Annotated in this window: 21 protein-coding genes; 18 read left to right on the top strand and 3 right to left on the bottom strand. The window is 40.1% G+C overall.

What is annotated here, in order from left to right:
- Positions 1–212: 212 nt before the first annotated feature.
- Positions 213–2,105, bottom strand: coding sequence for a sigma 54-interacting transcriptional regulator (locus H9631_RS06180; RefSeq protein ID WP_225220895.1), 1,893 nt, complete (start codon positions 2,103–2,105; stop codon positions 213–215).
- 176 nt (positions 2,106–2,281) lie between these two features.
- On the opposite strand from H9631_RS06180, the gene H9631_RS06175 reads away from it, so the two are divergent.
- From H9631_RS06175 to H9631_RS06145, 7 genes are all read left to right on the top strand, one after another.
- Complete coding sequence (locus H9631_RS06175; RefSeq protein WP_191810985.1) at positions 2,282–2,482, top strand: hypothetical protein; 201 nt, start codon at positions 2,282–2,284, stop codon at positions 2,480–2,482.
- 90 nt (positions 2,483–2,572) lie between these two features.
- The gene (locus H9631_RS06170; protein ID WP_191810983.1) at positions 2,573–4,003 is read left to right on the top strand and encodes a purine-cytosine permease family protein; all 1,431 of its coding nucleotides are present in this window, start codon (positions 2,573–2,575) and stop codon (positions 4,001–4,003) included.
- A gap of 302 nt (positions 4,004–4,305) precedes the next feature.
- A complete protein-coding gene (gene hemA, locus H9631_RS06165; protein WP_191810981.1) occupies positions 4,306–5,646 on the top strand; it encodes a glutamyl-tRNA reductase in 1,341 nt (446 codons plus the stop codon).
- Between the two features lie 15 nt (positions 5,647–5,661).
- Positions 5,662–6,639, top strand: a complete 978-nt coding sequence (locus H9631_RS06160; protein ID WP_191810979.1) for a heme-dependent oxidative N-demethylase family protein — start codon at positions 5,662–5,664, stop codon at positions 6,637–6,639.
- Positions 6,640–6,664: 25 nt separating this feature from the next.
- A complete protein-coding gene (locus H9631_RS06155; protein WP_191810978.1) occupies positions 6,665–7,156 on the top strand; it encodes a dimethylamine monooxygenase subunit DmmA family protein in 492 nt (163 codons plus the stop codon).
- Between the two features lie 25 nt (positions 7,157–7,181).
- A complete protein-coding gene (locus tag H9631_RS06150; protein WP_318246776.1) occupies positions 7,182–8,141 on the top strand; it encodes a PDR/VanB family oxidoreductase in 960 nt (319 codons plus the stop codon).
- 20 nt (positions 8,142–8,161) lie between these two features.
- The gene (locus H9631_RS06145) at positions 8,162–9,655 is read left to right on the top strand and encodes an aldehyde dehydrogenase family protein (RefSeq protein WP_191810976.1); all 1,494 of its coding nucleotides are present in this window, start codon (positions 8,162–8,164) and stop codon (positions 9,653–9,655) included.
- A 406-nt stretch (positions 9,656–10,061) separates the two neighbouring features.
- Here the strand turns inward: H9631_RS06145 and H9631_RS06140 are convergent, their stop codons facing one another.
- Entirely contained in the window at positions 10,062–10,937 is an 876-nt protein-coding gene (locus tag H9631_RS06140; protein WP_225220894.1) for a Dph6-related ATP pyrophosphatase, read from the bottom strand.
- Between the two features lie 236 nt (positions 10,938–11,173).
- Here H9631_RS06140 and flaG point away from each other — a divergent pair, with 236 nt between their 5' ends.
- From flaG to H9631_RS06085, 11 genes are all read left to right on the top strand, one after another.
- Positions 11,174–11,533, top strand: a complete 360-nt coding sequence (gene flaG, locus H9631_RS06135; protein WP_225220893.1) for a flagellar protein FlaG — start codon at positions 11,174–11,176, stop codon at positions 11,531–11,533.
- A gap of 22 nt (positions 11,534–11,555) precedes the next feature.
- Positions 11,556–13,553 (top strand): flagellar filament capping protein FliD, encoded by a 1,998-nt coding sequence (gene fliD, locus H9631_RS06130; protein ID WP_191810974.1) that lies wholly within the window; start codon positions 11,556–11,558, stop codon positions 13,551–13,553.
- Positions 13,554–13,578: 25 nt separating this feature from the next.
- Positions 13,579–13,986, top strand: a complete 408-nt coding sequence (gene fliS, locus H9631_RS06125) for a flagellar export chaperone FliS (RefSeq protein ID WP_191810972.1) — start codon at positions 13,579–13,581, stop codon at positions 13,984–13,986.
- Positions 13,983–14,330, top strand: a complete 348-nt coding sequence (locus H9631_RS06120; protein WP_191810970.1) for a flagellar protein FliT — start codon at positions 13,983–13,985, stop codon at positions 14,328–14,330. Before fliS ends, H9631_RS06120 begins: the two co-directional genes overlap by 4 nt.
- A gap of 153 nt (positions 14,331–14,483) precedes the next feature.
- Positions 14,484–15,041: a ribosome hibernation-promoting factor, HPF/YfiA family gene (gene hpf, locus H9631_RS06115; protein ID WP_191810968.1), complete on the top strand. Its 558-nt coding sequence runs from the start codon at positions 14,484–14,486 to the stop codon at positions 15,039–15,041.
- A 723-nt stretch (positions 15,042–15,764) separates the two neighbouring features.
- The gene (secA, locus tag H9631_RS06110; RefSeq protein ID WP_191810966.1) at positions 15,765–18,278 is read left to right on the top strand and encodes a preprotein translocase subunit SecA; all 2,514 of its coding nucleotides are present in this window, start codon (positions 15,765–15,767) and stop codon (positions 18,276–18,278) included.
- Between the two features lie 50 nt (positions 18,279–18,328).
- Positions 18,329–19,427 (top strand): peptide chain release factor 2 gene (prfB, locus tag H9631_RS06105; protein WP_225220892.1). Its coding sequence is split into 2 segments (ribosomal slippage): positions 18,329–18,391 and positions 18,393–19,427, totalling 1,098 coding nucleotides; the frame shifts between segments, so codons are not numbered across the junction.
- Positions 19,428–19,548: 121 nt separating this feature from the next.
- Positions 19,549–19,890: a cytochrome c551 gene (cccB, locus tag H9631_RS06100; RefSeq protein ID WP_191810962.1), complete on the top strand. Its 342-nt coding sequence runs from the start codon at positions 19,549–19,551 to the stop codon at positions 19,888–19,890.
- A gap of 1,027 nt (positions 19,891–20,917) precedes the next feature.
- Positions 20,918–21,604, top strand: coding sequence for a cell division ATP-binding protein FtsE (gene ftsE / locus H9631_RS06095; RefSeq protein WP_191810960.1), 687 nt, complete (start codon positions 20,918–20,920; stop codon positions 21,602–21,604).
- Positions 21,594–22,478, top strand: a complete 885-nt coding sequence (gene ftsX, locus H9631_RS06090) for a permease-like cell division protein FtsX (RefSeq protein ID WP_191810958.1) — start codon at positions 21,594–21,596, stop codon at positions 22,476–22,478. Before ftsE ends, ftsX begins: the two co-directional genes overlap by 11 nt.
- An 81-nt stretch (positions 22,479–22,559) precedes the next feature.
- A complete protein-coding gene (locus H9631_RS06085) occupies positions 22,560–23,993 on the top strand; it encodes a murein hydrolase activator EnvC family protein (RefSeq protein WP_191810956.1) in 1,434 nt (477 codons plus the stop codon).
- 150 nt (positions 23,994–24,143) lie between these two features.
- On the opposite strand, the gene H9631_RS06080 is transcribed toward H9631_RS06085, so the two are convergent.
- Positions 24,144–25,025: a leucine-rich repeat domain-containing protein gene (locus H9631_RS06080; RefSeq protein WP_191810954.1), complete on the bottom strand. Its 882-nt coding sequence runs from the start codon at positions 25,023–25,025 to the stop codon at positions 24,144–24,146.
- Positions 25,026–25,075: the final 50 nt, after the last annotated feature.

Here is a 25,075-nt window from a genome sequence, read left to right as displayed (position 1 = left end):
AAAGTTTGACCGTCTCTGTAAAATAACGATTCATAGCCATGCCGATCGCCTAAGTTAGGACCGCTGAGCAACCGGTTTTTTAGTGTATTTATGTGTAGTTGGCAGTTAGCTTTTGGAAGAGGTTTCGTATCTTTCCCCAAATATCCTCATCGCTGATTTTCTTGTTTTTGAGGAAACACAAAAGCTGGTAAAAGGATGCGCTAAAACCTGCTTCAAAGATTAATTTTCAGCACGCTTCCCATCTTTTTTAATTCTGATTCAATGTATTCTTTGCTATAGTCATATCCGATTAAAGCAATCACTTTTCCAGAGTGGTCCATTACTGGTGCCAGACTTGATTTCCACTCTCCAAAAATGTCCTTATACACAGGAGTTACTTCAACTCTTCCCTTTACTGCATTACGTGCCACTTTCATAAATTCCTCTGATCCATCATACGATTCTCCAGGTTCCATTACGAAATCTTTATCAGCCACAAGAGTCCTGAATTTCTTATTGTCGAGAATGTCGAAAATAAAAGACCATTTAATTCCGCCTTCTTGTTTTCTAATCATCGTCAGCTGCGTCTGGATTTTTTTGAAAATTGGATTATTAGTGGTGGGGTTTCTTTTTAAATCACTAACTTCTTCAGGTTCTATGATAGCTGCAGTGGCTATGGCGACAGAACGTAATCGGTTATTTAGCTGGTCTTCAAGTATTTTCCTTTTTTCGGAAGGTGAGATGTTTTGTTTGGATAAATTATTGAGAATCTTTTTGTACTTTCTGCTCATGGTTGGCTGGCTGAGATTCAATGCTTTAGCCGCAAGTTTGATTGATTTATATTTTTCCATCGCCATGTTGATTAGTTGCTCTTCTACAAGGTCGATTGCATCTTGAAGCGGTATGAGATGTTCAAATACAGGAGGTGCTTTCATTATTTCTTGGTCAAGTGGCACATATTCTTGTACAGCGGATGCATCTACTGTTGGGCCTTTACTTGTCACTACAATTCGTTCGACTGTATTCTCAAGCTGCCTAATATTTCCCGGCCATTCATATATGGACATTAAGTCAATGGCATCCTGATCAATTTGAACTGCCCGGTCATACAAATGATTATATTTGTGCAAAAAGAAGTTAATCAGGTATGGAAGCTCTTCAAGTCTTTCTCTTAAAGACGGAATCTCAATAGGAATGACATTTAAACGGTAATATAGATCTTCTCTGAATGCCCCTTTTTCAACAAGTGTTTTCAGGTTTTTGTTTGTAGCTGTGATGATCTGAATATCCAGTTTGATTGGTTTGGAGCTTCCTAAGGGAGTAATTTCTCTTTCTTGAAGAACTCTGAGCAATTTCACTTGAAGATTGAGCGGCATTTCTCCTATCTCATCAAGAAAAAGCACGCCATGATTGGCAAGTTCGAATTTGCCTGGCATGCCTTCTTTTTTGGCTCCACTGAATGCTCCTTCTACATACCCGAATAATTCGCTTTCCAATAAATTTTCAGGGATGGCTCCGCAGTTTACTGGAATGAAAGGTTGGTTTTTCCTTGGTCCTAAGTCATGGATGGCTCGTGCAATCACTTCTTTCCCCACTCCGGACTCCCCTAATAATAGAACCGAAGAGGAAACTTTTGAAACGACTTCCACTGTGTTTAAAACAGTCATCATCTTTTGACTTTTGACGATAAATAATCTTGATGTATCCTTTGCTGATGCTTTTGAAAAATCAATGTCTTCGTCAGCTTGGTCTTCCATCAAAACATTATCGTTCCTTGAGAGAACTTTAAACCCCCATGTTATATAATCTATATCACCTATCCGGTTTTCTGGATAATAGGTAATAAGAATTCTTTGATTATTCCAGGAGGTTTTGATGGCAGATCTCTTATTTTCATTTTTGAATTCATCCAATGGTTCTTCCTCATAAAAGATTTGTTTTTCAATCTCGAATAAGTTCATCCCGATAAGGTTGGTTTTATCGTTCCATAGATTCTCAATCTCCCCAAAATTTTCTGCGATTTTTCCCTGATGATCTGTGATGATGACTTCGTCATAAATATTTAGAAGAGTAGATTTTAAAACGTTTACAAATGAATGATTTGATTTTAAAGATGAACTATTCATTATACCGTTCCCACATCCTTTATAGGTACTTTGTTCTAGGAGAGTAGTGATTTCAATTTTAAATGAAAAATTCATAAATGCAACTCGAATTTTCCCGCATTCCCTAAATGTAAAGGTTTTCAATATGGCATGATACTTGCAATATAAGTATTTGATAAATGATTGGGGGGATTTTTTTGAAAAGAGAAAGCATGATTGAAAAGAATATGATGTCTTCGAATGAGTTTGTGAAAAATCTATATACGGATCTTCATGGAAGAATTCAGGATTACGAGAAGGAGGAATCAAGTGTTAAAAAAATGACGAAGGTGGATGCTATGCCGGAGATCGTTACAGTAGGAGGGTTTTGCGTCTTCTTATTAACGGTTATTTTTTAACAAATGCTTGGAGGCGCTTTCTATCTGTTAAGGCAGCGAACGTTCAACGCCACCAGAATATATTAAAAAAATTAAAATTTGGAGGTTCAAATGAGTAAAGATAACAATTCTGCTATTTCTAAAGATGTGGCATTCGGTTTTCTGCCTGCACAAAAAAATGACAGGGTGTTTGGATTTTGGGATCTGGTTCTCATCCAAGTAGGGATTGGGATTTCCTGTATTTGTATACTTACCGGCAGCTATACTGGCATGCTACTGAATGCAAAGGAGTCGTTAGCGGCTGTTTTATTTGGGAATGCCATTCCATTCTTTTTAATTGCACCTATCATTCTGCTTTTTGCCAGGTTTGGAGTTGATACATTTATTGGGTTTAGAAGCGCACTTGGCTATTTAGGTTCAAATATTTTTTATTTCATTTTTACGTTACTTACGATTGGATATATGTCAGTAGCCTTTTTCATGGCTGGTGAAGCTTTAGTGAAGATTGCTTCCGTCATAGGTCTTCCTGGTTTTTTTGTAAGTAGTAAAACGGGGGCTCCGTTCTTTGCCATCATTGTCTTTGCCATTGTATTTTTCATAACATTTCAAGGGCCGCTGGTTATGCGTAAGTTCAACCTCATTGGTGTACCGGCCATTTTGCTTGTTGTTTTAGGGCTGTTTTTAATGTTGATATTTGGAATAGGTTTAACTAAAATCTTCGGCTTAACTCCAGCTGAACCTTATCCTGGAGAATATACACGTTCGTTTGTTACGGCTTTAGAAATAAACGTAGGGCTTGGATTTTCCTGGCTGCCATACCTTGGACAATACGCTCGGCTAGCCAAAAATGAAAAGACAGCTTTCAGAGCGGGATTTTTCAGCTATGGTGTTATCGTCAACATTGCGGTTATTTTTGGAGCCTTATCAGCAATAGTGGTTGCATCAGTAGAACCAACTGATTGGATGTTTGCTATTGCAGGTTCATGGGCTGGAGCCATTGGCCTTGTATTACTTACAATCGGAAACATCACTGCCGGTACTTTTCTGATGTACTCGCAAGCGATTAGCTTTAAGACTGTTTTTCCAAAGAAGTCTTGGAAATTTGCCATGGGAACAGCCATACCAACTATATTGTTACTATTAAGTGCATCTTTTTATCAAGCTTTCGGTTCCTTCATTACAGTGATTGCCTACATTATGGCCGTGTTTGGCGGAATCGTCATTTCGGATTTCTTCTTTGTGAAGAAACAGAAACTATCTATTAAAGACTTATATGATACAAATGGGAACTATTATTATTGGCGTGGAGTGAATCCTTCCGCAATTGTCAGTTTTATCGTCGGTACAATTGTTTATTGGAGCTTATATAATCCTGTGATGGATACATCAAGCGGCTTATTCTATTATATTTCTGCCGGGATACCAGCGTATTTTTCCGCGGGAATCAGTTATTATATTTCGGCAAAATTCATCTTTTCTTTCAAAACAGATCGAGTAATGAAAGAAGATACCTTGGTATCTAAAGGAAAAAGTGCTGTTTAACTTCATTCGTCAGATGCCACAGATTTTCCGAGGAAATGTATCAAGCGGAACTCGACAAAATCTGGGCGCAACTACATCAAGGTGCATTTGATTCGTAAAATTTCGTTTTTGAATGGAAATTTAAAAAATGAAATTGAGATGGGAGTTTCCAAAAAGTAAAAAGGCGAATATATAGTGGTTTTTAACTCGCGAAGGTTTTGGCACGCTAATTGCATTATGTATGAAGTGTAGGTTACAAGACAAAGATTCCTTTTCAATACTGTTAGCTTCATGAATGCAATCGACTGGAAGGAGGGGGAATATTGGCTGTCTTGGTTGTTGGGCTAAATCACGATAGTGCTTCTTTGTCCGTAAGGGAACAGCTTCACTTCAATAATGAAGAGAAAATGAATTTTGAAATGAGATTAACTTCCAGCAGCCTTATTAAAGAATGTGTTGTGCTCAGCACCTGTAACAGAACAGAAATTTATGCGGTTACAGATCGTCAGTACTTGGCGGAAGGAATGATAAAAAAACTTCTGTTGCAGAAGGTAAATAAAGGCGTGAGGAAGGCTGAGAAGGCCTTGTATGTGAAAGTAGAGGATGAAGCTGTTCGTCATTTATTTACAGTTGTATGTGGTCTGGATTCCTTAGTAATTGGCGAAACCCAAATATTAGGTCAGGTCAAGGATGCCTTTTTTCAAAGTCAAAAATGGGGTAGTACTGGAACAGTATTTAATTGGCTTTTCAAACAGGCGATTACCTTAGGTAAAAAGGCTCATACAGCGACTGGGGTAGGAGAGCAAGCTGTATCTGTCAGTTCTGCGGCGGTTCATTTTCTCAAAGAAAAGATTTCCAGTTTGGGCCAAAAACAAGTTTTGATTATTGGGGCAGGTACTATGAGCAAATTGACCGCTCAACATTTAATGTCAAATGGATGTAGGAATCTGCTTTTTGCAAATCGCACTTTCAGCAGTGCTACAGAATTGGCAGATATCTTTAGTGGCAATTCCTGCACGATAGATGATTGTTTTGATTCGATGCATCGGGTCGATATTGTTATCTGTTCCGTTGACAAAAGAAGCTACTTGATTCATTTGGAAAGGATACTTGGTTCTATCTCAAAAAGAAAGCGCCCTCTTTATCTGATTGACCTGGGGGTCCCAAGAAATATCGACCCTGACTTAGCCAACATTGAAAACGTTCACTTATATGACTTGGATCATTTCAAGGAAATGATTGATTCAAACTGTCAAAGAAGAATAGAAGAAGGACAAAAGATCAAAGGGATGATTAAAGAAGAATTGGAAGTATTTAACCAATGGAAAGAAACGCTTCCGATTACAAGCCTCTTACAGGAACTGCAGGAAAATGCTTTACGAATAGAAGCTGAAGCCTTCAAAAATATTGAAAATAAACTACCAGATTTAACGGATGGGGAGAAACGAGTCATCCAGAAGTTTACGAAGATGATTTCCAGCCAGCTGATTCGCCAACCCATTCTTGCATTGAAAGAAATAGCTTCCAAAGAAGACAACCAGGCTCGGAAAATCGAGTATCTGAGATTAGCTTCGCAAATTTTAGGGCTTGAAAGTGAATGGAGATTTGAATCCGATATGAAGCCGGCCCTCTTAAATGAAACGTTAGAAGAGACAGGAAGTTAAAAGGAGGAAGATCAGATGTATAAATCTACAAATTTAGATATGTTTACATTTCCATTTGTCAATTTCAAAGATAAGACTTACCGCTATTCCAACGACCTGGTGGCATTGCCAGAGGACAAAGTGAACTTCATGAAAATTGCTCCGGAATATGAGGCGCAAATTAGAAGAAAAAGAGCAATGTTGGAGAAACAACCAGATGTCCGTTACCAGTCGTTTCCACACACAATGGAAATGCAATGGGAGTTTGTTGAACTACTCATTGGTTTGGCAACAGACAAATATCCTGAACATTTCAGTGTTGAAATAGACGGGGATAACTGGGCTTTCACCAACCATATTCTTGGGGAAACGGAAAACTTCATTTTCGGGGATGAATCCAGCCTTTCGTATGAGCCTTACGACATGATTGGCCGTCACTTCCACAATGACTTTATGTTAATGGTCAATCGAGATGATAACTTTTACCTTGAAGTCGCCCAAGAGTCTTTTGCAGCTTTGTTCTCTCCAAACTGGAATCTTGGAATGAGTTTTAATGAAATACATGGACCAGTTCCGTTTAAGAGTCGAGACGGAGTGCACTTGACAGATAGAATCCGCAAATTTTTATTGACGATTGAACCTGGAGCACCGAGAACAAGAGTCAATTGGAACCTAATGGCAGACCGCTGGGATGTAAACTATGAAACAATGGATGTCTGGGGACCTCAGAGAGAGAAAGTGACCAATGAAAATGCTGGAAAACTGGTACATCTTCGCGTTGAAGAGCAATGGTTCATCCGTATGCCGCGAAGCAATGCAGTCCTATTTGTTCTTGATACTCAGTTCTTGCCATTAGAAGACCTTGTGAAAAGACCTGATTGGCTGGAGATTACCTATTTCAACCTTGCGGATATTCCGGATGAGATGGCGGAATACAAGGGAATGGCACCATTTTTGCCTCAGTCAGTTGAATACTTGAAAAACTTGATTGAGACGATGAAAGTACAACAATAAAACTCAGTAGAAAGGGAGGAGCACTTTGTATAGTAGTCCAGTATTATATGATCAATCAGAAACAATAAAAGACGAACTTACTTTTCAGCATAAAAGGAGAAAGCATCTGATCGTTTACGATCAAAAAGCTGCTAAAGACATCGCTCAGACAATGGAGGATCATGCGCATGATCAGTATGAAACTCTGGAATTAGCAGATTCTATAAATCTTCAGGATTTGCGAGTCCTTCTCTATAGTCAAAAAATGGGTACTCAATTATACATTGCAGCAGATTGGGAACATGCTGTTACAGTCTTTACCGAGGCAGTGGAAGCAGGCTTTACAGAAGATGAAATTCAGGTGATCATATACGGTCCTACAAAACGTTACGTCTATTGTGTCAAATGCTATAACACAAGTGAAACCACTTACGATGATGAGGTCCAGTGCCCACACTGCAGTATCCATATGGAAGTTGGACCATTTTTCTCAAAAGTCCGTAAAGGTTACATCGGATATCCATTCAATCCAAATTAACAGCAGAAGAAAGGACTGAGATAAAGTGCTGAGAGTATATGGAAATATTGAAATGATTGTAGAAAAAATCGAACAGGTAACAGACAGCGTCAAACGCTTCTATCTTTATCCAGCAGATCAAAAATTATTGCCGGCATTTACCGGTGGAGCGCATATCACAACGTATGTAGATACAGGGGCTGAGGTTATCGAAAGGGATTACTCCCTGGTAAGCCATCCAACTGAACGAACCCACTATTCTATTTCCATTAACCGTGATGCCAATTCAAGAGGCGGTTCTATCTATTGGCATGATCATGTAAAAGAAGGGGATGCGGTGCGGACCAGTTTCCCAAAAAATCATTTTGCATTAGGGTTCCATGCGAAACATCATGTATTTTATGCTGCGGGGATTGGGATTACTCCATTCTTGACGATGATGGCTGATTTGGAGGCCCAAGGTAAAACCTTCGAGCTTCATTATGCAGCGCGTACAAAGGAATGTTGTGCCTTTTACAATTACCTGAATGAAAAATATCCTGGAAAGTGTACTTTCTATTTCTCAAGAAGTGAACAGCCTGATAGAATGACACCTGAAACGATGAAGGATCATAGAATTGGAAGCCATGTTTATTTCTGTGGACCTGTTTCTATGGTTACTGAGTACAAGGATGCCGCTTTATCATATGGGTATCCTGAAAAATCTATTCATTTTGAACTATTTGCAAATGATACTGGACCAAAAAATCCATTTGTAGTCGAGGTAGGCAACCAGGTAATTGAAGTAACTGAGGAACAAACTTTACTTGAAGCACTGTTGGGGGCAGGGGTAGAAGCACCTTACTCATGTAGAGCTGGCGGATGCGGACAATGTGAAGTGGATGTTGTATCAGGAGCGGTGGATCATCGTGATATCTTTTTCAGTGATGAAGAAAGATCGGAAAGAAATAGCATTTTGACATGCTGTTCAAGAGCAAAGGAAGAAAAACTAGTTTTAAAAATATAACAACATACGAGGTGGACAAAATGACAGTAAAGACGAATGTAATCGAATTGAAAAATTATATTAACGGTGAGTGGAGAGATTCAGTTAACTCAGATATCAATAAAGTTATTAATCCTGCGAACCAGGAAATCATTGCTACAGCGCCGAGAGCTACAAAAGAAGAAACAGAAGAAGCAATTTCTGTTGCAAAGGCAGCGTTTGAAAGCGGTGTCTGGTCAGATCTGACAACTCATGAACGTGCTGCTTATTTAAATAAAATCGCGGATAAAATTGATGAGAATTTTGATGAGCTTGTCACACTAGAAGTTATGGATAATGGAAAATTGAAATCCGAAGCGGAATTTGATATTGCAGATGCTGCTACATGCTTCCGTTATTATGCCGGATTGATTTTAGCACCTGAAGGTGAGACATACCAAGTTCCTGAAGACGTTCAGGCTATGGTTGTCAGGGAACCTGTTGGAGTGACAGGACTTATTGTACCATGGAATTTTCCACTGTTGATGAGTGTATGGAAAATTGCTCCTGCTTTGGCAGCTGGAAATACAATTGTGTATAAGCCAGCTGAATCAACACCTATTACTGCTATGAAATTGGTTGAGTACATTGAGGAAGCCGGCGTTCCAAAAGGTGTTGTCAATCTTGTCATGGGGAGAGGCTCTGTTGTCGGACAAACAATTGCTGAAAGCAAAGGCGTTGATCTTGTTTCCTTTACTGGAAGCACTGAGGTCGGGCGCGAAATCATGAGAGCAGCCGCAGGTAACCTGAAGAAAATCTCACTTGAGCTTGGCGGAAAATCTCCAAATATTGTTTTTGCTGACGCTGACTTTGAAACAGCTGTTGATTATGGGTTATTTGGGATATTCTTTGGCGCTGGTCAAGTGTGTTCGTCCGGAAGTCGGATTTTAGTAGAAGAAAGCATCTATGATAAGTTTGTAGAACGCTATGTTGAACGTGCCAAACAAATTAAAGTTGGTCCTGGATTGGACGAGGCTTCCCAAGTAGGTGCTATTAACAGTGAAAGTCAAATGAACACAATCTTGAATTATATTGAAATTGGTAAAGAAGAAGGAGCTACACTTGCCTGCGGAGGCCGCCGCTTGACTGAAAACGGCTTGGATCAAGGATTTTTCATTGAGCCAACTGTATTTACAGATGTGACTTCTGACATGAGAATTGTTCAGGAAGAGATTTTTGGCCCAGTAGTAACCATCCAAAAGTTTAAAGATGAAGCGGAAGCTATTAAACTTGCGAATGACACAGATTATGGACTTGCTGGTGGTGTCTTCTCGAATGACGGAGCCAAAGCATTACGTGTTATCAAGAAAGTGCGTGCCGGGATAACTTGGGTTAACTCGTATCATCCGACATATGTGGAAGCTCCATGGGGCGGATACAAACAGAGCGGAATTGGACGCAGTCTTGGAACATATGGATTGGCAGATTTCCAAGAGATTAAACAGATCAATATTAACCTTGCTGTAGAGCCTGTGGGCTGGTTTCCAAACGAATAAATTTTAGGACATATTGTTTTTAACTTCATTCAGCAGAAGTCCTTGCATCTGTGAGTAGTAAGGATGAAAGTATAATGGTATTCCAGTCAGTGAGGTTCAAACCCAGGTTAAATAAAGTTAAAGCCTCCGACGGATGCATCAGATTTTCGGTGGGAATTTATCGAACGGAGCTCGAAAAAATTTGGGCGCAAATACGCCAAGGCGCATTTGATCAAGAAAAATTAACTAAATCGCATTAGTAAAGCGCAAGAAATCAACATTTCTAAATTGATTTCTTGCGCTTTTTAAAATTTGCCCAGTTTTGTCCCGATCTCCCTGAGCGTGACTTCTTGCCATGGTAATAGGCATAGAAATGTATGTTTATATATTCCTCACTCTTGGTGAAATAACTAGGCTGATTTTAGGATTAATGAAATGAGATTGCTTTTTTAAACAACGGGCCATCATATACGAATGTATGGTATTCTCCTGATTCTCCCATTGGGCAAACTTCCTTTTCACTGATGTCTTTTATAAAATGGTCATTGAGCGGACGTCCGACCCAATTGGGTGGTAACAAATCCTCTCGTACTTTAATGACTACGGCTTTATAACCAGTGTCTACAAATCTTTTCAAAGCGTGCAGCATTTCTGATTTGTTAGACCACAAAGGATAAAAAGCTTCCAACTCTGCTGCATCTGCAAGGCTTTGCCCCCATTCCTTATGTCCATCTAAATACATGTCTCCAAACGCAACAGCATCTAGCTTATATTCGATTTTCAGCCTATTTAATTCCTTCAGAAAATCATCTGTATATGTATCATATGTACAATGAATAAACTCGATCGGGATTCCAAGTGAATCAGCCTGAGCTTTAATCTTTTTCACGTCTTCATTATGTGCAAATGTTTTGCTGGTTTCTTGTGGAACGGTTGTCATCAGGCAAACAACCTTCATGTTTTCGCTATTCAACTTATGAAGGGCCATGCAGCTATCTTTTCCGCCACTCCAAGATAAGGCTATCTGTTTCATTATTTTCACATCCATAATTGTGTTGGCTATCATTATAGTACACTTTAGATAGATGATTGAATGGAGATTAGACAAAAAGTGAGCATTTCCTGGGAAATTTTTGTTGGAATTGGCGAAACCGGACAAATTAGTTATCCGGTTTCCAAATTTTTCTTCACCAGAAAAATGGAAAAAAGGATTGCCAAATCCCCATGGCCTAAAAAATGGCCCTCCGAATCCCCATCCCCATGGTCTTCCCCAAATTCTCTCATCTCCACGCTGCATTGTCATTATTGGATATCCGTATGGATCATGATAATAAATGATTCAAATTAGGTCCACCTCATCTTTTTATTGAAATGTTCAACTTATCCTATGCAAATGACTTATAAAAGGGCGTTAGAATCATGGGCAGGACAGCAAAATGGGCCTTTCTCATAGATTTTGGGAGATTCTTTATAAAGAATCTTAAATTCAAGCCGATAATATCCATAAGAATTTAATTTTTACCGAAGGAGAGAAAGAGGATGATTGGATCAATCGGAGGAAGGCTTCCAGTTGACGGTACTGTGATGCCTGTACGCTCTGTCATCGGCAGCGGTGAGTCCAACCGGGAGTCAACCACATCGAAGGAACGATCATACGAGCTTTCGGAAAAAGATGCGACAGCATTGCTTGAAAGAGCGGTAGCATTTGCGAACAGTCACCTAAAAACATCGAAGCAGTATTTGAAGTTTGAGTATCATGACCAGTTAAATAAATATTATGTAAAAGTCGTAAATGAAGATACTGAGGAAGTGGTAAGGGAAATTCCTCCCAAAAAGCTTCTTGATATGTTTGCGGCTATGGCAAATGCCATTGGTATCCTTGTAGATAAAAAAATATAGGAAATAAAAGGAAGTGACCAATATGCGGATTGGCGGATTAGCTAGTGGGATGGACATAGATCAGCTTGTTAAAGATATGATGGGGGCAAAACGAGTCCCTCTTGATAAAATGAAACAGCAGAAACAAATTCTTGAATGGAAGCGGGACGATTACCGTACGATCAACACAATGCTGCTTGGCTTTCGTAACCAATTGGGCCAGTTGAAACTGACAAGTAATTACCGAGCGCGGATGGTGTCTTCTACGAATGAAGAGAAAATATCGGCCACAGTGACGAGTGGAGCGTCGCAGGCTTCGTATACGGTTTCGAAGGTGGAACAATTGGCGACGGCTGCTAATCGGGTCAGTGGACAGGTTGAGATTAGTGCAACCGGAAGTTTTTGGAGTCAACTGAAAGACTCTGCTGATGTCACATGGGAAAAAGGTGTTGCAGAAACAAAACACTCTCAGGTCAAAGGCGGTCAAATTGAATTAGACCTGAATGGAAATGATATTGTTCCAGGCACGTTTAGTGTAAACGGGAAGTCATTTACTGTGATAACGGCAGGAGAACCTGCAGAAGGACAAGTTCTCATAGAAGATGGTAAATTAACATTTAACGAAAATGAAAAATTACCAGAGGACAGCTCTGTAAAGATTGATTATGCTCTTAAAGAAAAAACGGTCAATCATACTCTTGGTAAAGATCAGAATATGATCAGCCTTGGGAAAGGGGCGCTATCCAGCCTTTCAGTAACAGTGGGTGAAGGTACCGAGGCAGTTACATATGTATGGGATGGCACTGATAACAATGGCTTTGGAGTGCTAAAAAATGGTGATGATATACTTGGAAAAGTAGATCTGAAAAATGGAAACATTTTGTTTGAACTACCTCCGGAAGAACTGCCGCCGGAAGGAACAAAGATATCAACAACTTTCAGCCAAAACTTTACATACTTTGAGGTGGGGGCCCATACATCTAAGGGTGAAGTCAATGAGAGAATTTTTGTTACTGGAAATGAGTCTTTAAACAATGTTATACGTAAAGTGAATGAGTCCTCTGCTGGAATTACGATGTTTTTCGATGAGCATACAAAAAAGATTACGATGACACGAAAAGAAACAGGGAATTTTAACACTGATGGTAATGAAATATTTTTTTCCGGCGGGGTAATTAACAAAGTATTAAATTTTGAAAATAGTAATGAAGAGGGTGGACAAAATGCCATCTTCACCATCAATGGTCTTGAAACTGAGCGGAATTCCAATACATTTTCCATGAACGGTGTAACGATTACATTAAAACAAACTTTAAAGGAGACAGATTCTCCGATTACGGTTAACGTCTCCAACGATTCGGAAGGCGTGCTAAAAACAGTCAAAGAGTTTGTTGATCAATACAATGCGCTGATTGACGATATCAATAAAAAACTGAATGAAGAGCGCAATAGAAGCTATCTCCCACTTACTGATGATGAGCGTGAAGGGCTCTCAGACAGGCAGCAGGAAAAATGGGAAGACCTTGCCAGGAGCGGACTCCTTAAGGGTGATCCATTATTATCCGGCGTTTTGACAAATATGCGGATGGATATGTATAGTACTGTCGAAACAAACGGATTGTTCAAGCAGCTATCTGCGATTGGAATCACAACAACAAAGAATTATCTTGATGGCGGAAAACTGGAAATTAATGAAGAAAAATTGAAGGAAGCAATTGAAAAAGATCCGGACGCAGTAGAAAATCTATTTCGAGGTACCGGATCCAACGATTCTGATCGTGGAGTCATCCACAAGTTATATGATTCGGTGAACGATTCGATTACCAAAATCCAGGATCGGGCTGGCCGTGCAAGTTCTAAGAATCAACAGTTTGCTTTGGGAAGAGAATTAATATCTGTCGATAAAAATATCGCCAGCTTTGAAACAAGGCTGAAAATGCAGGAAGAACGTCTGTGGAGGCAATTTACTGCCATGGAAAAAGCCATCCAAAGGGCAAACGATCAATCCCTTTATCTGATGCAGCAATTTGGCGGAATGTAGGACTATTTATGTTAGGAGTGGAAATATGGCAAGCAGGAATCCGTATGAAGCATACCAAAACAACTCAGTCACAACTGCTTCACCGGGAGAATTGACACTGATGCTGTATAATGGTTGCCTCAAATTTATCAATTTGGCAAAACAAGCGATAGAGAGTAAGGAAATAGAAAAGAAGAACACAAACATCCAAAATGCGCAGAATATTATCAGCGAACTGATTTTAACTTTAAATATGGACATCGAGATTTCCAAAAATATGCACTCCTTATACGAGTACGCAAACAGACGCCTAGTGGAAGCAAATATCAAACAGGATATTTCCATTCTTGAAGAAGTCGAAGAAATAATGACGGAATTTCGTGATACATGGAAACAGGTTATTCAATTGAATAGACAGCGCCAGCAAGCTTCTCTGGAAAGTGTGAATCGATGAGTGCTGTTCAGGAATGCTTGGCCATTACAAAGGGCTTAGTGGACAGAGTAAATAACATGGGTGAAGTCAAGCGTGAAAAGATTATAGGTCAAGTTGAGGAAATGCTCGCTAAGAGAGAGGAACTGCTTCCGAAGATCCAACCTCCTTTTTCATCACAAGAAAGAGCAGCTGGTAAAGAACTACTAGAGCTTAATAAAGAATTGGCATTTTTGCTGAAGGAACTCAATAAGCATATTATACGGGATTTGAATGCAGTTGATTTAAAAAAGACATCTGCGGCACGGTACACTAACCCCTATACTAAGGTGCAAACTGACGGTGTTTTCTATGATAAAAGGCAATAATGCTGTTATCGACTTTTACCGAAGGACTTTAGATTTTAAGTTCAGGAATCGCCGCCTTTCTCAGAATTTCGACAAAAACTTTCGCTTTTTTTTGCAGGATTCTGAGGTATGATATAGAAGTATATATACATAGCCTTTAAAGGAGGAGTTTATATGCTAAGGTATCAAATCCGCGGTGAAAACATCGAGGTAACTGAGGCAATTAGAGATCACGTAGAAAAGAAAGTGAGCAAGCTAGAGCGATATTTCATCGAAACTCCTGATGCAAATGTGCATGTTAATTTAAAAGTAAACCCTGATAAAAAATCTAAGGTTGAAGTAACAATTCCACTTCCACAGCTTGTTTTAAGAGCTGAAGAAGTGAACGATGACATGTATGCTGCAGTTGATTTGATTGTAGATAAGCTTGAGCGTCAAATTCGCAAACACAAAACAAAAGTAAATCGCAAGTTCCGTGAAAAAGGAGACTTGCAACAATTGTTTGCAACTGGAGTGAACGGCGCGACTGCTGAAACAACGGAAGACGAAGATGAATTGAACATTGTCAGGACAAAACAATTCGATTTGAAACCGATGGACAGCGAAGAAGCCGTACTTCAAATGAACATGCTTGGTCATAACTTTTTCATCTACACTGATGCGGAAACAAATGGAACAAATATCGTTTATCGCCGTAAAGATGGAAAGTATGGCCTAATTGAAACAAACTGAATGAAACTTAAAACACGCAACCTTCTTTTATTAGGAGGAAGCGTGTTTTTTTGAATGGTAAATAAAGTATGAAATCAGGTGGAATATTTTGTAAGAATTAAGTTTTTCTATGTCTAGCTAGGAAGTACAGGAAGTACTAGTGCAGGCGAAGCGGCCGGGTATCTCGTCCTAAGCCTGTCGGTCATCGGCTCGAGATCAAGCCAATCGCTGAAGGCAAACTACGCCTCCTTCGCCGTTCGTCTAGCTTTACGACGATATTCATTTTTCCTTTACCTCGGTGGAATCACTATTGTCTAGTTGCAGACGACAGGGACTCGAGGTCGCTTCGGGCAGCCAAATAAGTAAAAGAACGCTGGACTGTTCTCCGCCGAACGTCGCCCCTTGTCTTCTACAGCTTAGTCTGTACGTCGAAAAACAGGCGCTTGTGTAGCGGTTCTTCAATAATCTTGAATCAGGACGCGTAACTGTAAAAGTCTAGAATCTCCTGACCTCTCTACATCCTAATATCTTTCAAACAGGCCAGCCTTAATCATCATATTCAGCTCGCCGTTCGTTCAAAACGAACTTATATCGAATTCATATAGACGCCTTCTCGCGCGTTATTGTCATAAACTATTTATTAATGTTAAAATATAAAGATGATGTGCGCTAATGCACATGAAAACAGAACCAAATATGTATTTTCGCCCGTATTTGACCATATAAGGGAGAGTAATATAAAAAATGATGGCTTTCATAACAAAATTATTTGACTCTAACACACGTGAATTACGTCGTCTTGATAAAATGGCAGTAGAAGTTAAAAAGCTTGGCTCTGAAATGGAGAAGAAATCCGATGATGAGCTCCGTGAATTAACAGATCGCTTCAAAAGCCGTTATGCAGGAGGAGAAGCCCTTGACAGCCTGCTTGTTGAAGCGTTTGCTGTAGTTCGTGAAGGAGCACGTCGTGTTCTCGGACTGTATCCATACCCTGTTCAGCTCATGGGGGGGATTGCGCTCCATGAAGGGAATATCGCAGAAATGAAAACGGGTGAAGGTAAAACGCTGACGGCGACTCTTCCCGTTTATTTAAATGCGTTGACAGGTAAGGGCGTCCATGTTGTTACAGTGAACGAATACCTTGCTAGTCGTGATGCCCAAGAGATGGGGCAATTATATGAATTTCTGGGCCTAACTGTAGGGCTTAATCTGAATAGCATGTCCAAGAGTGAGAAAAAAGAAGCATATGAAGCAGATATCACATACGGTACGAACAATGAGTTCGGATTCGATTATCTGCGCGATAATATGGTGCTTTACGAGGAAGAACGTGTTCAAAGGCCGCTCCATTTTGCGGTTATTGATGAGGTGGATTCAATTTTGATTGATGAAGCCAGGACACCACTGATTATTTCTGGTCAAGCTCAAAAATCTACCCAGCTTTATCTTCAAGCGAATGCTTTTGTGAATACTTTGAGAAAAGAAGAAGACTATACGTACGATGAAAAGACGAAAGGCGTTCAGTTGACAGAAGAAGGAATTAATAAGGCGGAGCGCGCTTTCCATATTGACAACCTGTTTGATATTTCACATGTAACGTTGAATCACCATATTAACCAAGCTTTAAAGGCACATGTGAGCATGCATAATGACATTGATTATGTCGTCGAAGAAGGTCAAATCGTTATTGTTGACCAATTCACCGGTCGTCTTATGAAGGGCCGACGATTCAGCGATGGCCTCCATCAGGCTATTGAAGCAAAAGAGGGCGTCGATATTCAAAATGAATCGATGACAATGGCGACAATTACTTTTCAGAACTACTTCCGTATGTATGAAAAGCTTGCTGGTATGACGGGTACAGCAAAAACGGAAGAAGAGGAGTTCCGCAATATTTACAATATGCGAGTTGTGGCGATTCCTACAAATAAACCAATTATCAGGGATGATCGGCCTGATCTGATTTATGCATCTATGAACGGGAAATTCCAGGCGGTCGTGGATGATATCGCTGAGCGACATAAAAAAGGACAGCCAGTTCTTGTAGGTACAGTAGCGATTGAAACGTCTGAACTAATCAGTTCATTACTTAAAAAGAGAAAAGTTCCACATAATGTGTTGAACGCTAAAAACCATGAGCGTGAAGCGGAAATCATTGCAGAAGCTGGAAATAAAGGCGCTGTAACTATCGCGACCAATATGGCTGGACGGGGAACAGACATTAAGCTTGGGGAAGGCATTTTGGAACTTGGAGGTCTAGCTGTTATTGGAACAGAACGCCATGAATCCAGGAGAATAGATAATCAGCTCCGAGGTCGTTCTGGTCGTCAAGGAGATCCGGGGGTTACTCAATTTTACCTCTCGATGGAAGACGAGCTGATGCGCCGATTCGGGACTGATAATTTGAAATCGATGATGGAAAAGTTTGGAATGGATGATTCCGAACCGATTCAAAGCCGCCTGGTTTCCAGGTCTGTCGAGTCTGCACAAAAACGTGTAGAAGGAAATAACTTTGATGCCCGTAAGCAATTGCTGCAGTATGACGATGTTTTGAGACAGCAGCGCGAAATTATCTACAAACAGCGTGACGAGGTTATGGGAGCGGAAGATCTTCGTGACATCGTAGGAACAATGATTCAAACTGTCATTCGACGTGCAATTGATGCCCACACGCCTCATCATGAAGAAGAAGAGCAATGGAATCTGCAAGGGATTGTTGATTATGTCAATGCGAACCTCCTTCCAGAAGGAGATATCACCATCGACGATTTAAAACGCAGGGATCCGGAAGAAATGGCTGAGCTTATTTTTGAAAAAGTCAAAGCTCGTTATGATGAAAAAGAAGAACATTTGACGCCTGATCAAATGCGTGAATTCACAAAAGTCATCCTTCTCAGAGCGGTTGATACGAAATGGATTGACCATATCGATGCAATGGATCAACTGCGTCAAGGAATTCATCTGCGTGCGTACGGACAAATTGATCCGCTCCGCGAATATCAAAACGAAGGATTTAACATGTTTGAAAATATGGTGGCTTCCATTGAGGAGGACGCTGCAAAGTATATTATGAAAGCAGAAATCCGTAACAATTTACAACGGGAAGAAGTGGCGAAAGGGCAGGCTGTCAATCCGAAAGAGGAAGGCGGAAAAACTAAAAAGAAACCTGTGCGTCGCAAAGAAACTGTCGGACGCAATGATCCGTGTCCTTGCGGTTCTGGAAAAAAGTACAAACAGTGCCACGGCCGTCTTAGTTAATTAAAGCGGCCGATGGGATAAAATAAATACAAAACATCAGAGGTGGTAGCATGGAACTTTTTGAAATAAGAAGCGAATTGGAAAATACGGCTAAGAGATTAGCTGACTTTAGGGGGTCTCTTTGACTTAGAGGAAAAAGAGACAAGAATTGCAGAGTTGGACGAACAAATGGCTGATCCGTCATTTTGGGATGACCAGTCGGCTGCACAGACTATTATCAACGAGGCCAATGGTTTAAAGGACTTGGTTGAAGAATACAAGGCCCTCTTTGAAACCCAGGAGGATCTTGAAGTCACACATGAGCTTGTGAAGGAAGAGAACGATCCTGACCTTGAGGCTGAGCTTGAAAGCGACCTAGTGGAGTTCAAAGATAAGCTTGACAAGTTTGAACTTCAGCTTCTATTAAGCGAGCCATATGATAAAAACAATGCTATTTTAGAACTTCATCCAGGTGCTGGCGGGACGGAGTCTCAGGACTGGGGCTCGATTCTACTTCGCATGTACACGAGATGGGCTGAAAAGCATGGATTTAAAGTTGAAACTCTTGATTATCTTCCGGGAGATGAAGCCGGAATTAAAAGTGTGACACTCATGATTAAAGGACACAATGCATATGGATATTTGAAATCCGAAAAAGGCGTTCACCGTCTTGTTCGAATTTCTCCTTTTGACTCTTCAGGAAGACGGCATACCTCCTTCGTATCATGCGAAGTGATGCCTGAGCTCAATGAAGATATTGAAATTGAAGTCCGGTCCGAAGATTTGAAAATCGATACTTACCGCTCCAGCGGTGCAGGGGGACAGCATGTCAATACAACTGACTCAGCTGTCCGGATCACTCATTTGCCGACAGGTATTGTAGTGACGTGCCAGAATGAACGTTCACAGATTAAAAACCGCGAAAGTGCAATGAAAATGCTGAAGTCTAAGCTGCACCAGCGTGAAATTGAAGAGAAAGAAAAACAAATTGCTGATATCCGCGGAGAGCAGAAGGAAATTGGGTGGGGAAGCCAAATACGTTCCTACGTATTCCATCCGTATTCCATGGTAAAAGATCATCGGACAAATACAGAGGTCGGAAACGTCCAAGCGGTTACTGACGGTGATATTGATATGTTCATAAATGCGTTTTTGCGTTCCCGTCTGTAAGAGGCCGAATAGTTGTCACTATTTTTCCATTAAAAGGAAATTGTGGTATCCTTATTGGTTTAAAAAAGTTGCTTTATTGGTATACTAAAAGAGCATCATTTTTAATAAGGAGATGTATACCTTGAAGAAAAAAATGTTGGCTCTTGTAATGAGTACTGGACTGGCCATCGGACTGGCTGCCTGTGGTGGCGGCAATAATAATGACAATGCTGGCGGCGGAAATAAAGGCGGCGGAGAAACTGCCACAAATGACGCTGAAGCTATTTTCCAGCAAAACTGTTCAAGCTGTCACGGTGAGAACCTGGAAGGACGCAATGGTCCTGCACTTGATAAAATCGGTGCTTCTTTAAGCGAAGATGAAATTCATGATGTAATCGACAATGGTAAACCAGGAATGCCAGCAGGCATTATCAAAGGTGACGACGCAGACAAAGTTGCTGCATGGCTGGCTGAGAAAAAGTAATGGAATTTAAGGGATAAGCTGTAGCTTGTCCACAGCTTGTAGAGGAAGCAGGTGACACTTCTCTACAAGCTTTTTTAATTTTTGCTACTAAAATACCCCAGATCGTTTCTAAAATAATGCTGGGATAAGAAAGTAAATTAGCGAAAAATTGCATTTTTACGATGACGTTGATACAACGCGTCGATGCGCTTTACTTTAATCAGCAGAAATCTCCGACCTCTGTAAGTGGAGGGATGAAAGCTTAGAGGTATTCCATTTAGTGTTAGGTTCAAACCCTGGCGGATGCCACAGATTTTTAAAGGGAATTCATCGAGCAGGACTTGATAATATCTGAGCACAAATACGCCAAGGTACATTTGATTACTGTATATAATCGCGAAATATTTTGCTATAAAGATCTGGAAGTGCTTCTTTAATTTTAGCTTTAAAACGTGTGTCAGGGGATGGTTACTCCATTTGTAGAGTGAAATGTTCTCTGGAAGAAAAATGATACAAAAGACCTAATCGGATATCTGGAAGAAAGGTTGAATGACTTTTAGTGACTTTTATCCTAGTTCATATGAACTTCGAAAAACGTCTTTTTCAAAAGTGTATTTTGAAAGTCTATTTAGCCAACAGTTTTTGATTCGTACAGCTTTTTTTAACTTAATATGTGTTCTAATATCACGAAAAAAATTAATAACAAAACTTTGCAAAAGTCGCATTTTAATCGTTTTTTCTTCTAAGGAAATCTTTTACTGGACCAGCAGTTTTTGTATGAATATCTAATATTATCGATTATTACTGTAATATGACAGTTTGAAACACAAATGTAATATAAATATCCCTTAAAATATGGGTCCCAAGTGTTATAATAGGTCTGGGTTTAAATTTCGATATAATATGACGAGTTTTTCATAACCTGCGGTTTTACAGGACAAGCCGCACTTTGAATACTAATCTACTTGTCAGGCGGATTTTCACCATGTCGCAATGTTGGATACAGTACATAACGAATAATTGTTTTTAAAGGAGTAAGGTGGTTTATATGATAGAGATGCAGGATGTGAGCAAGAAGTATCCAAACGGTATTATTGCTGTAAACGGTTTAAACATCCTGATTAATCAAGGTGAATTTGTATATATAGTAGGTCCCAGTGGAGCTGGAAAGACGACTTTTATCAAAATGGTATACAGGGAAGAAAAGCCCACTTCAGGAAAAATCATTGTCAATGGAGTGGATTTGTCTAAGCTTAAAAATAGAGAGGTTCCACATTTACGTCGCAATGTAGGAGTAGTTTTCCAAGATTTTAAACTCCTTCCAACTCTTACAGTCTTTGAAAATATCGCCTTTGCGATGGAAGTAATTGAAGAGTCACCCAAAGAAATTAAGAGACGGGTTATGGAGGTATTGGCTTTAGTCGGATTGAAGCATAAAGTCCGCATGTTGCCATCAGAGTTATCTGGAGGGGAACAGCAGCGGGTTTCGATTGCAAGATCAATTGTCAACAATCCGAAAGTTGTTATAGCGGACGAGCCGTCGGGGAATTTGGATCCTGAAACATCTTGGGAAATTATGAATCTGTTGGAAGAAATTAATATGCAGGGTACAACGGTCATTATGGCGACGCATAACCGTGAAATCGTAAATACGATCAAACACCGTGTCGTTGCCATCGAGAATGGAATCATTGTCCGTGATGAACAGCAGGGGGAATACGGTTATGAAAGCTAGGACGTTTCGGCGCCATCTGAGTGAAAGCTTCAAAAGTCTGCGCCGCAATGGATGGATGACCTTCGCCTCCGCAAGTGCAGTCACCGTCACGTTGCTGCTGGTTGGCGTTTTTTTCGTCATCATGCTGAATATGAATAAATTTGCCACAGATATTGAGAATGATGTCGAAATTCGAACACACGTAGAATTGTCAGTGTCAAAAGAGAACCAGGAAGCACTCCAGAAAAAAATTGAAGAAATCGATCAGGTAGAGTCGGTTACTTTTTCTTCTAAGGAACAGGAACTCGACCATTTGATCAAAACGATGGGGAAAGACTGGAAGCTGTATGAACAGGAAAACCCGTTGCACGATGTTTTTATTGTAAAAACAAAACAACCGACGGACACTCCAGTAGTTGCAAAAAAAATCAATTCTCTTGATTTTGTGGATTCTGCAGTCTATGGAGAAAAAAGAGTAGAAAAATTGTTCAATACATTAAAGACAAGCCGTAACATCGGATTAGTTCTGATTATCGGATTGCTGTTCACTGCTATGTTCTTAATCTCCAATACTATTAAAATCACTATTTTTGCAAGACGTAGAGAAATTGAGATCATGAAACTAGTAGGAGCGACGAATTGGTTTATACGCTGGCCATTTCTATTTGAAGGCATGTGGCTTGGATTAATCGGATCGATTATTCCAATTGCAGTTGTGGCGGCAGGTTACTATTATGCCTTTGATTTTTTGGCCGCGCGTATTCCAAACCAGGTGATTCAGCCGCTTTCGTACTCACCATTTGTTTATGAAATCATCGGACTATTGTTGCTGATTGGCGTCATTATCGGCGCTTGGGGCAGCTTCATATCTGTCAGACGTTTTTTGAAAATATAAGAGTTGAGTTTATTTTACCTAAACTTAAAAATTTGAAACGCAAAATAGAAATTCTTGTCGGGGAGAAAGGGGAACTTTTTCTTGAAGAAACGTTCATTACTATCAATCACACTTGCAGGGGTCATCGGTTTTGGCGGAACATTTGCATTTGCTGGGGGAGCATCCGCTACACCACTTTCTGATTTGAAAGATCAGCAGTCTCAGGTTACATCTGAGCTGTCCAATATTAACAGTTCTTTGGCCAAGAAGGAGAACAAGCTCGCTGATTTGACTAACCAGCTTAATAATATGCAAAGTGAAGTAGAAAAGCTGGAAGGAAAAATAGAGACTACTAATGTAAAAATAAAAGACAAAGAGAAAGAAATAGCAAAGACGGAAGCAGAAATTGACAAGTTAAAAAAAGAAATAGAAGAATTGAAGAAGAAGATTGAAAAAAGAAGCGAGCTTCTTAAAGAAAGAGCAAGAAGCATTCAGCAAAACGGAGGGTCAGTTGATTACATCGACGTTTTGTTGGGAGCTGAAAGTTTTAGCGATTTCGTCGATCGGGTTTCTGCTGTAACGACTATTGTCAGTGCGGATAAAGAAATCATGGAAGAACAGCAGCGCGATAAGGATGCGCTAGAGGAGAAGCAGGCAAAGGTCGAAAAAAATCTTGGAAAATTGAACAGCATGCTTAAAGAATTGGAAGGGTTGAAAGCTGACCTTAATTCTCAAAAAGCAGAAAAGAATCAAGCAATGAAAAATGTGAAGGCTGAACAAGCAAACATTTCTGACGAAAAGAAATCTTTGGAAGCAGAAATTGCCAAGTTGAATGCCAAGCAATTAGAGATCCAAGGAGCCATTAGCAACGAAGAATCCCGGATTGCGGAAGAAGCTAGAAAGGCAGAGGAAGCAAGAAAGATTGCAACACAAGCGAAAGAGACTTCAAGTTCAGAAGAGAGTTCAGGAGCATCAAACTCTAACTCTAACTCTAATTCAAACTCAGGCGCAAGCGTAAGCTCTAACTCTAATTCAGGCTCTAATTCAAAAGCTCCTTCACGAGGAACAAGTAAAGTAACTACTACATACCATGAACCTTCTACTCCTGTAGGCAAGACACCTGCTGTAAGCTCAGGAATGTTTACACGTCCTGCTGCTGGAGCATTCACATCTGGATTTGGTGCTCGTTGGGGTACGATGCATAACGGTGTCGATATTGCAGCTGGAAAGGGTACGCCAATTGTAGCGGCAGCAAGCGGTACTGTGGAAGTTTCAACATTTGGTTCACCTGGAAATTGGGGTGGATATGGAAATGTTATTATTATCAATCACGGAAATGGTTATAAAACACTTTATGGTCACATGAGCAGCCGCTCTGTTTCTCCAGGTTCGAAAGTATCTAAGGGTCAGGTTATTGGTGCCATGGGTAATACAGGGGATGTTGTAGCTGGAAAAGGCGGAGATGGAACACATCTTCACTTTGAAATCTTCAAGAACGGAAGCCGTGTAAATCCTGCACCATATATAGGTTTATAAGATATGCCATAAGTAGAGCCGCATCATTTTGATGCGGCTTTCTCTTTTTAGCCAAATATTCCATTGAGCCCTTGATCCAACTGTACGGATATTTATTTATGCTACTAGTGCATTATGTATGCTGCCGCTTGGATATCTATAGGCACGCTCCTATTTAATAAGTTCAAGCAGTTCCATGTTTTCCACTGGACTGAAATTATCAATATTATTTTTGGAAAGGTCCAGATGAAGCAGTGAGGTCATGTTGGTTAATGATTCTATTTCTTTAATGGCATTATTGGATAAAATGAGAGTTCTCAGCGAATCGAGGTCTGACAAGGCGTCGATTTTTTCGATATTGTTACCGGTCAAATCCAGTTTGGCCAATGCTGGTAGTTTGGACAGAGGAGAAATATCAGTAATTTGATTTTCTCTTAGATTTAACGTTTCCAATGCTGTTAAATGGGACAAAAAGAAAATGTCATTTAAACCGCTGCCACCCAACCCTAAAATTCGCAGATTTTTCAGCTTCTTTAATGGGGAAAAGTCATCAATGTCATTACCACACAGTGTTAAAGCCTCCAGCGAAGTCAAATCGGATAAATGGCTAATATCCTTTATCTGATTTCTGGACAAATAAAGCTTTTCAAGAGAAGGTAATTGAGCAACTGGCTGTAAGTCACTTATACCAGTATCGTCCAAACTCAACAATCTAAGATTAAAGGCAATCTCCAATCCTTTTAAAGAACTGATTGTTCCTCTATCGTCAGCTCTGAATACGACTAGCTTGGCCATGTCTTGAACGGTAGGTCTAGTTTTGTCATTTATATATTCTTCAAGTTCTAATTCCTCCAGTACACGTTGCCGCAGGACAGGATCTTCAATCCCTTCATAACGGTCGATGGCTTTCTGCATGTCCGGACTCAGCTCTGCTTCTGACGTTAGCTGTTTAGCCGATGGCTCAGCTTCATCAGATTGCTGTTCTTGGCGATCCCCTCCATTACACCCCGCACAAAGCAAAAGTGCAAATAGATATAAGAATGTTTTTTTCAATAGTCTTCACCCTTAAAAAATAAATAAAGGCCTTTATTTATATAGATAGT

It is taken from the genome of Bacillus norwichensis, from assembly GCF_014836955.1.
Classification (GTDB): domain Bacteria; phylum Bacillota; class Bacilli; order Bacillales; family Bacillaceae_C; genus Siminovitchia; species Siminovitchia norwichensis.
Note: the sequence above shows the minus strand (reverse complement) of the source record. Positions and strands in the feature narration are given on the sequence as shown.